This window comes from Paraperlucidibaca baekdonensis, assembly GCF_003387535.1.
Lineage (GTDB): Bacteria > Pseudomonadota > Gammaproteobacteria > Pseudomonadales > Moraxellaceae > Perlucidibaca > Perlucidibaca baekdonensis.
On sequence record NZ_QUNR01000002.1, the window covers coordinates 234,514 to 248,086 of the forward strand.

Genomic DNA, 13,573 nt, shown 5'->3' on the forward strand with positions numbered 1-13,573 from the left:
TTTTAAGGATTTTTCTGTGATTTCAACTGTCATTCTCCCTGTTGCCGGTTTGGGCACGCGTTTTTTGCCGGCCACTAAGTCGGTGCCGAAAGAGTTGCTGCCGGTGGGTAATCCCCCAAGATTTTTGTAAACAACCCTGAATAGAATTATGCCACGCTGTAATTGTTCTGATATAATTTGCGCCGCTACTTTTCAGTAGATTTCGCCAAAGAAACTTTCGTAGCTTGTAAAAAAATAATTTGAGCATGGACGTTTATTAATGCAGCGAAATCGTTGCTACAGCGCCCATGTTTTAGTCTTGGTGCGCTAGGCGCTCCGAGGCTTTAGCTAGCTAGGAGCCCGCAATGCAAGTCTCGCCGCCGCAAACCTTCGATGACGAAATTGACCTTTTCGAGCTATTAGACACGCTGCTCGCGGGTTGGGCTATCTGGGTGAGCACGGCATTGGCGGGTTTGGCTCTGGCGTTTGCGGCTAGCCAAATGATCGCGCCGCAATATGAAGCTACTACGCTAATTCGCATCGGTCAGGTGGGCAAGGTCGGTCAGGTTGAGTCTATTCCGGTGGTTATGGAGCGGCTGAAGTCGAAGGCGTTTTTGCAAGAAGTTTGCCCAAGCTGCGATGGCGATGCGCTGGCGAGTTTGAGCAAAAGCCTGACTGTGAGCCAGCCAAAAAACGCTGATGTCATTACGCTTGTGGTGAAAGCATCTTCTGTGGCCGAGGCCAAGGCGACGAGCGACCACCTATTGACCACTTTGCAGGAACAACACGCCGAGCTGGCTAAGCCGGCACTGTCTGAAGTTCAACGCCAATTGGCCGAGGCCGAGGCGGAGCTTAAGCTCAGTCAGGCGCAGCGCGCGGCCGTTCTGCGCAATGTTGGCAAGGGCTTGGCTTCTGCACAGTCGGCGATCGCGGTTTTGCAGCTCGCTGAGATGGGCTCGCAGCAAGAGGCCGGTGCCCTAGCGCGCCAAGTCGCATCGCTTCGCCAAGCCCTAACCACGCCAAGCACGCGCCCCACCGAACGCATGCAAGCCACCTACGCTAACGATAAGCCAATCTCCCCCAAAGGCGCGCTGATGTCCGTCCTCGGCCTACTCCTCGGCGGCATGTTCGGCGTGGCCTGGGTACTCATCCGCAAAGCCGTGCAAGACCGCAAAGCCACACTAACCCAGCAAGCATGAGCTCAATCATGCGCATGGATATGCCCTATGCCTATCGCCGCCTGGGTAATTAATCTACCGCAAGCGCGTCATCGCAAAGCCCATATAGAGGCCCAGCAACAAGCCCTCGCTTTACCACCTTGCCGGTGGTTTTCAGCTATTGATGGCCAAGCCTTGTCGAAAGCGGAGGCAGAGGCCTCCATTTGCCATAAGTCGCTAATTCGCCGAGCTGGCCGTGGCTTTAGTTTGGGTGAGTTGGGTTGTGCTCTGAGTCATCGTGGCATTTGGCAGCGCTTTTTGGCCAGCGATGAGCCTTACACCCTAGTGCTTGAAGACGATGCTGTGCTCAGCGAAGACTTGCCGGCTGCTCTTCCTGCATTAGAAAAGCATCTTGCTAGCAACAGCCCCCGTGTGGTGGTTTTAGGCAAAGTACGCCTTTATGCACAGGGCTCAGTTAAAGCACTCACCGATGCTGTGTCGCTGATGACGCCGCTTCGCGCTTGGGGCGGTCATGCTTATTTGCTGAATCGCGCGGCGGCCGAACGGATGGTGCAAGCGCAAACGCCGCTGCGCTGCATGGCCGATGATTGGGTATATTTTCAACGGATTGCTGGCGTTGAGGTGCATGGGCTGGAGCCATACTTCGCAGATGTGTTAGCCGTGGAGTCGCAGCTTGAGGCAGAGCGTAGCCAGATGCGTACGGCTAAGCCATGGCATTGGCGACTGACATTGCGCGCGTTTGATCGTCTGTGGCATAAAATATGGGAGCTTAGGCATGCACTGTTTCATGGCCCACTACGCTCACATGCCGATAATCAAATGGGTTTTTTCCAACCCTGTGCTAAGCCCCAAGCCGAGAAGACCAAGAGCCAGAAGTAAGGGCGGTAAATCGATAGGTCGGTGGTGCCGTGCAGCAGTAGCGTGACTAGCAGGGCGGCGGCGACTAAGCCCGGCAATGCATGAGTGCGTGAACGAGCGGCCGAAAATGCCTGCCAGGTGATGCGCCCGAGGCTGGTCAGCACAAGTATGGTGCCTATGATGCCGAGGGAGTACAGCATCTCCAGTAATACATTGTGCGGGGCGGTAAATTGAGCGCCGCGCATAACCGCTGCAATGTCCACGGCGGCATGACTTTTAAATGCTTTTAATCCCCAACCAAACCATGGCGCTTGCTGCCATAAATGCCAGATGGTGTCGTAGATGGGCAGACGGTTTGAGCTGATGGCGTTGATCTTTGCGTCGCTCATCCAGTCGCCTGCCTGCAGGATGAAGACCGCTAAGCTCCCGATGAAAAATGCCGCTACCGTTAGGCCAAAGAGCCAAGATAGGGGCAGACGGGTATAGCGCAACAAGACTAATAAGCCGGCAACACAGAGCACCGCTAATAGTGCGCCGCGACTGGGGTAGTACAGGCTGAGCCATGCAAAGTTGATGACCACCGCGAGCACAATGCCGGCTGCTACGATGGGGCGAGAGCAGCACGCGACGGCTAGGCTAATGCTCAATAGCAGGGCGAATGCGCTGCCCCATAAGTTCATGTTTTCGATGCTATTGAGCCAATGCACGGCGGATGCGTGCAGCGCAGGTGCGTTGTAAAGCACTAGCGCCATGGCGGCAAATAGGCCGCAGAGGGTTGCGATGCCTTGTTTTAGCCAATGCCACTGTGCGTGTTGTGCGACCACCGCTACGGTGATGGCGACTAGCAGTGCTTTGATGATATCGCGAAAGACGGTGCCGCCCTGCCAAGGGTAGGCCGATAGCGCCAAGCTGATAATTAGGCCGGCAAGCAACGGCAGTGCGATCGGTCGTAGTGCGCGTGCTTGGGCAATGAAGGCCGGGCGCCATTGCCATAGAACCAATAGAGTCATGCCGAGCAAAACCCAAACGCTAGGCGAGCGCGCAACCGGGCTAAAGATGAGTGCGACAACGGCGAGTAATAGTGAGGCGCTGGCGACCGTGTTGTGCTTAGCTTGTTCATTGGTCGCTGAGTTAGTCATGTCGCTCTCGTTCGGTGGGGGCTTTTCGGTATACTCACGCATTACGCGCAGGCGCCTACTATAATCATTCCCCTGCGCTATCGCATCCGCTCAAGGAGCCACCGCATTATTTCTTCTTGGAGTTCAGGAGAGGATAGTGCGAAATAGGAGCCGGGGCAGGGTAGTGCGAAAATCTTCCCTTTTGAAATGGCCTGTTTTAGTTGGCGTTCAGCCCAGTCAGTGCCAAACAAAACAGGCCATTTCAAAAAGCAAAAAAAACGACATCCCCCCCCGAGGCTCACCACCGAAGCCACCGACTATGGGTTGGCGCAACAGCTGCGTAGTGGGTTATCTTTACCCACCTAGCTATTTACTCAAAAGCATTGGTCGCCTCGGCCAAAATCATTAGCTTGACTGTTTAAGGATTTTTCTGTGATTTCAACTGTCATTCTCCCTGTTGCCGGTTTGGGCACGCGTTTTTTGCCGGCCACTAAGTCGGTGCCGAAAGAGTTGCTGCCGGTGGTCGATAAGCCCTTGCTGCAATACGCGGTGGAGGAAGCGTGTCGCGCGGGCATTCGCCATGTGGTGTTGGTGAATTCGCCGAAAAAGTCGGGGTTGGAGACGCATTTGCAACCGGCAGACCCTGAGTTGGTGGCTGAGCTGACCGCGAAGGGCAAGAAAGATTTGTTGGCGGCGTTGCTGGGCACGGTGCCTGAGGGCTTGAAAGTGACGGTGGCGATGCAGCCGCAGGCGCTGGGCTTGGGGCATGCGGTGGCCTGTGGCGCTGAGGCGGCGATGGCTAGCGCGGGCGATGGCGTGGCGGTGATGTTGGTGGATGATTTTATTGATGCGCCGCTGTCTGGCGCGGGCGCGGCGGGCTGTTTGGCAGATATGGTGGCGCTGCACGAGGCCACGGGCGCATGGTCATTGGCGGTGGAGGAAGTGCCGCGTGACCAGGTGCATCGCTATGGCGTGGTGTCGTTGGCGGGCGAGAAACGTATCTCCGCGATGGTGGAAAAGCCCGCCGCCGATGTCGCGCCTAGCAACCTCGCCGTGGTCGGCCGTTATGTATTGCCGAAAGCCATTTTCGCCGCGCTGGCTGATGTGAAGCCCGGCGCAGGCGGCGAAATTCAGCTCACCGATGGCATCAGCGCGCTGCTTGCTGAGCATGATATCCGCGCCCACCGCTTCGCCGGCGTGCGCTACGACTGCGGCAGCAAACTTGGCTACGCGCAAGCCAATATGGCGCTGGCCCTGCGCGATCCTGAGCTCGCCGCGCCGCTGCGCGCGTGGCTGCAGGCTGAATTGGCAACACCGGCGGCGGATTATGTGGTCATGGCTGCAGATGGGGAGCGTGAGCAAGCGGCGAAGGCATGGGTCGATGGGCAGGGGAATGACGCCACATGAGCAGCAAAGCCCGTACTCATCTCCGCGAATGGCAGGCGGTGGCCGTGCAGGCGCCGATTTGGCAGCAACGCCATTTGCGCGATGTCTGGGGCGCGCCCAGCGACGTGAGTGCGTCGGGCACAGATGGCGCTCAACGCGCCTCGACGCGTACCGCCGAGCTCACCCGCACGCACGATGGCCTGCTCTTCGATTTCAGCAAACAACGCCTCGATGCCGCTGTGCTCAATGACTTGCTCGCCTTAGCCGAGGCCTGCGAATTGCCGCGCGCCATTGAGCGTTTGCTCAGCGGTGCGCGAGTGAATCAAAGTGAGGATCGCGCCGCCCTGCATACGGCCTTGCGCTTACCGGTCACGAGCCAGCTGGTGGTCGACGGCGACGATGTGGTGCCGGCGGTGCATGCCAGTCTGGCGCGCATGAGCGATATTGTCTCGCGCATCCATGCTCAGCAATGGCGCGGTGTGACCGGCGAGGCCATCAGCGACGTGGTCAGCATTGGTGTGGGTGGCTCCGACCTCGGGCCGTATTTGGCCACGCAGGCGCTGGCCGAGTTTGCCCCGCCCGAGGCGCGCGGGCTGAGCGTGCATTTCGTCAGCTCCATCGACGGCACCCAGCTCGCCGATCTGCTCGATCATCTGCGCCCGGAAACCACGCTGTTTGTCGTGGCCTCGAAATCGTTTTCCACCATCGACACGCTGTCGAACGCCGAGACGGCCATCGCTTGGATGCGCTCGCGTATCGCCGACCGCGCGCGCATTTTGCGCCATCATTTTATTGGGGTGTCGGCAAAGCCGGAGAAAATGACCGCTTATGGCATCCCCGAGGCTAACCAGATCCGCTTTTGGGACTGGGTGGGCGGGCGGTTTTCGCTGTGGTCGGGCATTGGTCTGCCCATCGCGCTGAAGCTCGGCATGGCCGGTTTTAAGCAGCTGCTCGCCGGTGCGCACGCGCTCGATACGCACTTCGCGCAAGCGCCATTGGCGCATAACTTACCGGTGTTGATGGGCCTACTGCAGGTCTGGAATAGCACGTTTTTGGGCATCAATGGTCAGGCCATTTTGCCCTACGATGCGCGCCTGAAACTGTTTCCCAGCTACCTCACGCAGCTGGAAATGGAGAGTAATGGCAAGTCGGTCGACCGCCTGGGCACGCCGATTGACTACGCCACCTGCCCGATTTTATGGGGCGAGGTGGGCTCGAATGCGCAGCATGCGTTTTATCAATTGCTGCACCAAGGCACGCAGCCGGTGGCCTGCGATTTCATCGCGCCCATTCGTCGCTACAGCCGCGATGACGATGCCGGCTCCAGTCTCCAGCACCAGCAGCAGTTGGCCTTGGCCAACTGTTTGGCGCAATCGCGCGTGCTCATGCTCGGCGATGATACGCGCCAGGGCCATCATTATTATCGCGGCAATCAGCCCTCGAGCACGCTGTTGTTCGATGCGCTCACGCCGTATCGTCTGGGTCAGCTCATCGCGCTGTATGAGCATAAGGTATATGTGGCTTCGGTGCTGTGGAACATCAACCCGTTTGATCAATGGGGCGTGGAGCTGGGCAAGCAAATCGCGTCTGCGACGCACACGGTGATGGTCGGGCGCGCGCAGGCCGACGACTACGATGGCTCGACGCAGCAGCTGTTGCGGGTGATTGCCGAAGGTCGCGTGGGCTGTGAGCGGGTCTCGGTGCAAGCTGACTCGCCGCCCAAGGAGCCGTTGTCATGAAGATCGCTGTACACGGCAACACGCCATTTGCGTGGACTACTGCGGTGCACCTGGCTGGCATAGGCCACACGGTCACGCTCTGTGCCGATTGGTCACGCTGCCTGCGCACCCCCGATGCCGAACTCGCGCGCGAGCCCGGCTTGCTGTCGCAGCTGCATGAGCTGATGCCGAAGGGCCTGCTGACGCTGAGCAGCGCTGAGGCACTGCTGAGCGCTGCCAGCCACACGGATGAAAACGCTGGCGATGTGTGCACGCAGGCCATGGATCAGCATTGGCTGGCACTCGGCGGCTCAGCCGATGAGCTTGTGGCCTATGCGCGTGAGCTCGACGCCGTCAGCGGCATTGCGCTAGCGCCACTGGTGGTGCTGTCACCCTATCCGCTGGGCACGCTCGCGCGCCTCAAGCAAGCTGTCGATGCCACCGTCTACGCGCTGCCCATCTTTGCCCGCGGCGGCAGCATGCTGGCTAACCTGGCCAAGCCGCCACTGCTGGTCATCGGCTGCGATGACGAGGCGCACACGGCCTTCATGCTCGAAACCCTACGCCCCATGACGCGCCGTGCAGGGGAGGTCATGCTCGTGCCGTTGGCCGCCGCCGAGCTCATTAAAAGTAGTGTGAATGCCATGCTCGCCACGCGCATGAGCTTTATGAACGAGATGGCCACGCTCTGTGAAAGCGTCGGCGTCGACATCGACCTCGTGCGTCAAGGCCTTGCCGCTGACCCGCGCATCGGCTCCGATTACCTCGACGCCGGCTGCGGCTTTGGCGGCCCCAGCTTCTCCGATGAGCTGCTCGATTTCTCGCGCAGCGTGCAGGCTTCTATCGATCAGCAAACCCTTATTGCCAATGCCTTGCGCATCAACGAACGCCAGCGCGATGTGCTGTTTCGCAAGCTCTGGCGCTACTTCGAGGGCGACCTCAGCGGCCGCTGTTTCGCCATTTGGGGCGCCGCCTATAAACCCAACTCGGCCAGCGTGCAAGATTCCGCCGTGCACCCGCTGCTGCAAGCGCTGTGGGCCCAAGGCGCGCGCACTCGCGTCTATGACCCGCTCGCTGCTGAGAGCTTGCGCGAATGCTATCCCGACCAGCCGCTACTCGAGATCGTCGACCAGCCTTATGATGTGCTCGCTTGCACTTCGAGCGCGGCTTTAGCTGACGCGGGCACTGATGCCGGGCGTTCGGCGCTCGGCCACTCTGAGGTGCGCGTTGCCGGCGCCGATGCCCTCATTGTTGTCACTGCCTGGGAAATTTTCCAAAGCCCCGATTACGCGCGCCTGTACTCAGGCCTGCGTCAGCCCTTCATTCTCGATGGCCGCAATGTCTACGACCCTGACTACCTGCGCGAGCAAGGCTTCACGTATGTGGGCATTGGCCGTGGCGAGGTGTTTTAGGCCCTATGCCCTAGCAGGGGGTGACTACGCGCAAAGCGAACGATAGTCAGCATCGAGGCGTTACAATTTGATTTATATATCAACAAAGTGCTATTTTCTTATTTTTATTGATATATAAATCAAATGAAAGCACTCCATGAGCTTGGCGAGGCCGTTGCCACCCAGCGAAGACGCTTAAAATTAAAGCAGCAGCGTGTGGCCGAGCTGGCGGGCATTACGCCAGAGTCGCTTTCACGGTTTGAGCGCGGGCGATGTGCTGAGTTCGGCGCGCGCAAGCTACTCTCTGTCTTGGCGATTCTACATATGGAAGTGAGTTTTGTGCCGGCCGGCCACGCCGGCACGCTGGATGAGTTACGTAAAGAGCGCCAGCAATCGTGAAACTTTCGATATTTACGTTAGGGCGAGAAGTCGCGGTATTGGAGTCAATCGGTGACTTTAAAAGCGCGCTGACGTATCACGCGAGTGCCGAGCCAAGCGACCTAATATCACTCACCATGCGGGTTCGCAGTCAATCCTATATTTGGGATGATCAGCTGCCACCGGTACTGCAAATGAATTTGCCAGAAGGCTACCTTCTGCAGATTTTGCAAGAGCAGTTTGGTCCACATATAGGCGCGAATCCTGTGGCTTTGCTAACCGTCATTGGTCGCTACATGGTTGGGCGTACGCAAGTTGCCGCGCCAGGCGCAAATTTAGCTGAGTTGCCTGCGGCTATTGATGTGCAGGCGCTATTGCGAGGTGATAACTCAGCACAGGCATTTGCTGAGTTGGTTCGCGCACATGCTATGAGTGGCGTGTCTGGGGTGGTTCCGAAATTTTTAGATGCGCAACAAAAGGCCAGTGTTATTACTCGCAAACACATTATTAAAGGTTCAACGCCGCAGCTACCGTACATCGCCCTCAATGAGCACTTGTGTATGCAAGTGGCCGCGAAAGTTATGCCAACTGCAAAAACAGAAATTTCAGATGATGCTCAAGCGTTGGTTGTTCATCGATTTGATGTCGATGCACAAGGTCAGTTGCATTGGGGCATGGAGGATTTTTGTGCCTTGCTCGGCCTGCGACCATCGGCAAAGTACGATACGACTTGGGAGCGTATAGCCAAGGCTGTGCGAGATTTAGTCGCAGGTGAGCAACAGCAACAGGTGTTGCGAGGCTTAGCAACGCAGCTATTACTAAGCTATGCGCTGCGCAATGCTGACTGCCATGCCAAGAATATAGCGCTGCTTTATAGCTCTCATGCCGATGCCCACTTGGCGCCTACGTATGACATGCTTACCACGAGTGTTTATGCTGGTTACGAACATAATCCACCAAGTATCGGCTTTATGGGTAAGAAGACGTGGTTGCCGGGGAAAAATCTGCAGCGCTTTTTAGCCTCACAGTTTTCGCTGCCGTTGAAAGAGCAGGTACAAATAGTGGAGGCGATTAGCGAGGCAGTGCTCGAAGTAAGCGACGATGTTAGGTATCGGATGCGAGAACACGATGGCTTTCATGAGCTCGGTAAACGTATGCTATTTGCTTGGTCGGAGGGTGTGCAGGGTTTGCGTGATAAGCGATCTTTTGCGATGCCAGCATGGCCGCTAAACGATAACTTTACGCAATTATCGGCACCAATTAAGCCCAAAAAATTGACCGAGCGGCATGGCTGGTCGCCGCTTTTAGGGCGAAAATAAGTACATCATTCCTGTTTACCCAGTAAGGCCTTCTATGACGACATCGCCGCAAAAATTGCCCGCCTTTAAGGCTTACGATGTGCGCGGCCCCGTTCCCGCGCAGCTGCATATCGATATGGTCTATGCCATTGGCCGGGCTTACGCGCGGGTCATTCAGCCGCCGGGACCGGTGGCCATTGGCTATGACATTCGCGACACCAGTGAGGACTTCGCCCGTGCGCTGGCGGCCGGGCTCAATGCCGAGGGTGTGGCCACGCGCGATATTGGTTTGGCTGGCACCGAGATGGTCTATCACGCGGCGGGCTCGCCGGGCTTACATGGCGAGGTCATGGGCGGCGGCGTGATGATCACCGCCAGTCACAACCCGGTCGGCGATAACGGCATTAAGATGGTGCGCTATGAGTCGCGGCCCATCAGCGGCGATGACGGCTTGGCGGAAATGGAAGTGCTGACACGCCAGCTGCTGAGCGAGCAAGCGGCCCAGGACTCAGTAGCGCCCTACCATTTCGGCCCATTAACCAACGGCGAGCACTACCAGCCCAACCCGCAGCTGCATGCTAAGATGCCCATTGCCGATACCTATCGCGACAAAGTGCGCTCATTTGTCGATTTTCCCGCGCTGAAAGCTGCCCTGGCAACACGTGATAGGCCATTGAACGTGGTGGTCAACGCCGGCAATGGCTGCGCGGGGCCATTTTTCGACAGCATCGCTGAAGGTCTGAAGCTAGACATCACCCGCGTCTTTCACACCCCCGATGGCCAATTCCCTAACGGCGTACCCAACCCCATGCTGGCGAAATGCCAAGAAGACACGGCCAAGGTGGTGCGTGCGCAAAAAGCCGATGTGGGCATTGCCTGGGATGGCGACTTTGACCGCTGCTTTTTCTTCGATGAAACCGGTGCCTTCATTGAGGGCTATTACCTCGTGGCCTTGCTCGGTACGCAGTTACTCAAGCACGAGCCGCAGGGCGCGGTGTGCTACGACACGCGTCTGACCTGGAACACCATCGCGCAAGTGGAGGCGATGGGGGCGCGCGCGGTGGTCAGCAAATGTGGCCACAGCTTCATCAAAGGCGCGCTGCGCCGCGAGGGAGCGGTGTATGGTGGCGAGATGTCGGCGCACCATTATTTCCGTGATTTTTACTGCTGTGACTCCGGCATGATCCCGTGGTTATTACTGCTCGAGCGCCTCGTGGCCGAGGGTAAACCCTTGTCGAGTTTGGTCGCGCAAGCGCAAGCGGCCTACCCGTGCAGCGGCGAGATAAACTTCAAGGTCAGTGACGCCGCGGCGACACTACAGCGTGTCGATGCCGCGGTGCAGGCGCAGGTGAGTGCTGGCCGCGAGACCTTGGTCAGCGAGTCCATGCTTGATGGCATCTCGCGTGAGTTTGCGCACTGGCGCTTTAATCTGCGCATGAGCAATACCGAGCCGGTGGTGCGTCTGAATGTGGAGTCGCGCGGCGACACGGCACTGATGCAGGCGAAAACCGACTGGCTGCGCGGGTTGATTACGGCATAAATCATCGCTGCAGATACAGGTGCTTGCAAAGGCGCTGGCACAGAAGGGCTAGGCGGGCTAGGAGGGCCACATGCAGGACGACCAAGACAAACACGACATGGCAGCGCGGCATTGGTATGTGCTGCAATGCAAGCCACGCGAGTGTGAGCGTGCGGTGGTGCAGTTGGCCAACCAGGGCTATGTGGCGTTTTTGCCGACGTTACGCCGTGAGGTCATTCGTCGCGGTCAGCGCACGGTGATTAGTGAGCCGTTATTTCCGCATTATATTTTTGTCCAGCTCAGTGCCACCGAAGATAACTGGGCGCCGATTCGCTCCACGCGCGGCGTGGCGAAAGTGCTGCGCTTTGGCGACTTGCCGCTGGCCGTGCCCGAGGCCATTGTGCGCGCGCTTCAGACTCGCGAGCAGGCGCAAGATGCCGGTGAAGCGACAGCCGCCGCGCTGTTTGCGCCGGGTCAAAGCGTGCGCATCAGCGAGGGACCATTGGCCGGCCTGGAGGCCGTTGTGGCCGCGCGTGATGGCAACGAGCGCGTGGTCTTGCTGCTGACTTTGCTGCATCAGCAACAGCGCGTGAACCTGCCCATTGCGGCGATAAAAGCGACCGAGTAAATGTCGGCGCTGGGCATTTGCCGTTACAGTAGGCTTCTACCGCATTCGTTATAAGAACCTCATCATGCCGCATTACATTTTATCCATCGACCAAGGTACCACCAGCACCCGCGCCATCGTTTTTGATGGCTCCGGCCATCGTGTGGCCAGCGCTCAGGCCGAACTCAAACAGCATTTCCCTGCCGATGGCTGGGTCGAGCACGACGCCATGGACATCTGGTGGGCGACCGAGACCGTCTGCCGCGATGCGCTGCGCAAGGGCGGTTTGCATGCGCGCGATATTGCCGCCATCGGCATTACCAATCAGCGCGAAACCACGGTGCTCTGGGATCGCGCCAATGGCATGCCGGTGCACCGCGCCATTGTCTGGCAAGATCGGCGCACCGGTGAGCGCTGCGCCGAGCTTAAAGCGCAGGGCTATGAGCCGCTGATTCAGGCGCGTACCGGCCTGCTGCTTGACCCGTATTTTTCCGCCACCAAGCTGGCGTGGCTACTCGATCATGTGCCCAATGCCCGCGCGCGCGCCGAGCGGGGTGAGCTGGCCTTTGGCACCATCGACAGCTGGTTGTTATGGAAACTCACGCATGGCCAAGTGCACGCCACCGATGCCACCAATGCCTCGCGCACGCTGCTGTTTAACATCCGCACACAATGCTGGGATGAAGAGCTGTTGCATCTGTTTAATATCCCTGCCGCTGTGCTGCCGGTAGTGAAAGATTCCAGTGCCGATTTTGGCCTCTGTGCACCCGATTTTTTGGGCGCGCCCATTCCGATTTGTGGCATGGCCGGTGATCAACAGGCCGCGCTCATTGGTCAGGCCTGCTTTGCGCCGGGCATGGTGAAAAGTACCTATGGCACGGGGTGCTTTATGATGACCAACACCGGCACGACGCTCGTGCAGTCGGATAATCGCCTGCTCACCACGGTGGCCTATCGCCTGAATGGCCAAACCACCTACGCGGTAGAGGGCTCGATTTTCGTGGCTGGCGCCACCATCCAATGGCTGCGTGACGGCCTCAAGCTCATCGAGAATGCCTCCGATACCCAGGCGATAGCCGAGGCCACCGGCGATGCCCGCGGCGTGTATATGGTGCCGGCGTTTACCGGGCTGGGCGCGCCGTATTGGGACCCGCGTGCGCGCGGTGCCATCTTTGGCCTCACCCGCGATACTGGCATTGGTGAGATAGTCACTGCCGGTTTGCAATCGGTGTGCTTCCAGACCCGCGATTTGATGGAAGCGATGACCCGCGATGGTGCTTCCAAGGTCACCACGCTGCGCATCGATGGCGGTATGGTGGTGAATAATTGGGTGGCGCAATCGCTCGCCGACATCATTGGTGTGCCGGTCGATCGCCCGGTGGTGACTGAAACGACTGCCTTAGGCGCGGCATTTTTGGCGGGCCTGCAGGTCGGTATTTTTGCCTCGCTGGACGCCATTTCAGCGCTATGGAGTTGTGACCGTCGCTTTGAGCCATCGATGAATGAAGACAAACGCAGCTCACTCTATGTTGGCTGGCTTGATGCCGTGCGCCGTGTCGCCTCGGAACCAATTAGTTGACTATGGGTGCAAAAGGTAGCATTCTGAATCAGCCTTGGAGGATTTTTGCATGAGCACGCCAGTAAAATTAGATAACGCCTTAGTCGAGTCAGCGCGCATTTATGGCCAAGCGGTGCATCGCTCCACGCCCAAGCAAATTGAGCATTGGGCCACGGTGGGGCGTATTGCCGAGGCGAATCCAGAATATTCCTACGCGTGCATTGTGAGCCTGCTGCGCTCAAAGGCGGAGGCCGCAGCGGGTGAGCTTACACCCTACACATTTGACGATGACGTGACGCGTTAAGTGTCGTGGCAACTACTGCAAACGCCTGAGTTTGCTCGCAGTATTAAAAAGCTCACTAAGCAACAAAAACAAGCGCTTGATGGCGCATTGCGATCACTGCTTGCAGAGCCATTGTGTGGAGAGCTTAAAGTTGGTGATTTGGCCGGTGTCAGAGTTTATAAATTTCATTTACTGAAGCAGCCTGTTTTGCTCGCCTATGAAGTCGAGGAAGGCCGGCTGATGTTGTACTTGCTCAAATTAGGTAGTCACGAAAACTTCTATCGTGACCTAAAACGCTAACA

General features: G+C 58.0%; 13 protein-coding genes and 1 pseudogene. 13 read left to right on the forward strand and 1 reads right to left on the reverse strand.

The genetic code is table 11. The features are described from left to right. Positions 1 to 16: 16 nt before the first annotated feature. The 3 genes and pseudogenes from DFR26_RS11190 to DFR26_RS05105 all read left to right on the forward strand — a co-directional run. Positions 17 to 118 (forward strand): annotated as a pseudogene (locus DFR26_RS11190) (UTP--glucose-1-phosphate uridylyltransferase); the annotation flags it as partial. Positions 119 to 344: 226 nt separating this feature from the next. Further along, positions 345 to 1,178: a Wzz/FepE/Etk N-terminal domain-containing protein gene (locus tag DFR26_RS05100; protein ID WP_116207892.1), complete on the forward strand. Its 834-nt coding sequence runs from the start codon at positions 345 to 347 to the stop codon at positions 1,176 to 1,178. 27 nt (positions 1,179 to 1,205) lie between these two features. Continuing rightward, positions 1,206 to 2,036, forward strand: a complete 831-nt coding sequence (locus DFR26_RS05105) for a glycosyltransferase family 25 protein (protein ID WP_116207893.1) — start codon at positions 1,206 to 1,208, stop codon at positions 2,034 to 2,036. On the opposite strand, the gene DFR26_RS05110 is transcribed toward DFR26_RS05105, so the two are convergent. Further along, positions 1,973 to 3,154: an O-antigen ligase family protein gene (locus DFR26_RS05110; RefSeq protein WP_181898989.1), complete on the reverse strand. Its 1,182-nt coding sequence runs from the start codon at positions 3,152 to 3,154 to the stop codon at positions 1,973 to 1,975. The genes DFR26_RS05105 and DFR26_RS05110 overlap by 64 nt on opposite strands. 411 nt (positions 3,155 to 3,565) lie before the next feature. Between DFR26_RS05110 and DFR26_RS05115 the strand changes: the two genes are divergently transcribed. The 10 genes from DFR26_RS05115 to DFR26_RS05160 all read left to right on the forward strand — a co-directional run bounded on the left by DFR26_RS05115 (position 3,566) and on the right by DFR26_RS05160 (position 13,571). Continuing rightward, positions 3,566 to 4,540 carry a UTP--glucose-1-phosphate uridylyltransferase gene (locus tag DFR26_RS05115; protein ID WP_116207895.1) on the forward strand — a complete coding sequence of 325 codons (975 nt, stop codon included), beginning with the start codon at positions 3,566 to 3,568 and terminating at the stop codon, positions 4,538 to 4,540. Then, positions 4,537 to 6,258, forward strand: a complete 1,722-nt coding sequence (gene pgi, locus DFR26_RS05120) for a glucose-6-phosphate isomerase (protein ID WP_116207896.1) — start codon at positions 4,537 to 4,539, stop codon at positions 6,256 to 6,258. Before DFR26_RS05115 ends, pgi begins: the two co-directional genes overlap by 4 nt. Further along, entirely contained in the window at positions 6,255 to 7,649 is a 1,395-nt protein-coding gene (locus DFR26_RS05125; protein WP_116207897.1) for a UDP binding domain-containing protein, read from the forward strand. The genes pgi and DFR26_RS05125 overlap by 4 nt, the downstream gene beginning before the upstream one ends. 123 nt (positions 7,650 to 7,772) lie before the next feature. Next, positions 7,773 to 8,027 carry a helix-turn-helix domain-containing protein gene (locus DFR26_RS05130; RefSeq protein ID WP_116207898.1) on the forward strand — a complete coding sequence of 85 codons (255 nt, stop codon included), beginning with the start codon at positions 7,773 to 7,775 and terminating at the stop codon, positions 8,025 to 8,027. Further along, a complete protein-coding gene (locus DFR26_RS05135) occupies positions 8,024 to 9,325 on the forward strand; it encodes a type II toxin-antitoxin system HipA family toxin (protein WP_116207899.1) in 1,302 nt (433 codons plus the stop codon). Before DFR26_RS05130 ends, DFR26_RS05135 begins: the two co-directional genes overlap by 4 nt. A 34-nt stretch (positions 9,326 to 9,359) precedes the next feature. After that, positions 9,360 to 10,844: a phosphohexomutase domain-containing protein gene (locus DFR26_RS05140; RefSeq protein ID WP_116207900.1), complete on the forward strand. Its 1,485-nt coding sequence runs from the start codon at positions 9,360 to 9,362 to the stop codon at positions 10,842 to 10,844. 70 nt (positions 10,845 to 10,914) lie between these two features. Beyond that, positions 10,915 to 11,451 (forward strand): transcription/translation regulatory transformer protein RfaH, encoded by a 537-nt coding sequence (gene rfaH, locus DFR26_RS05145; protein WP_245953011.1) that lies wholly within the window; start codon positions 10,915 to 10,917, stop codon positions 11,449 to 11,451. A 64-nt stretch (positions 11,452 to 11,515) separates the two neighbouring features. Then, complete coding sequence (glpK, locus tag DFR26_RS05150; RefSeq protein WP_116207901.1) at positions 11,516 to 13,009, forward strand: glycerol kinase GlpK; 1,494 nt, start codon at positions 11,516 to 11,518, stop codon at positions 13,007 to 13,009. A gap of 49 nt (positions 13,010 to 13,058) precedes the next feature. Continuing rightward, complete coding sequence (locus DFR26_RS05155) at positions 13,059 to 13,292, forward strand: TA system antitoxin ParD family protein (RefSeq protein WP_116207902.1); 234 nt, start codon at positions 13,059 to 13,061, stop codon at positions 13,290 to 13,292. After that, positions 13,293 to 13,571: a type II toxin-antitoxin system RelE/ParE family toxin gene (locus DFR26_RS05160; protein WP_116207903.1), complete on the forward strand. Its 279-nt coding sequence runs from the start codon at positions 13,293 to 13,295 to the stop codon at positions 13,569 to 13,571. It begins immediately after the preceding gene. The last annotated feature ends 2 nt before the right edge of the window (positions 13,572 to 13,573 follow it).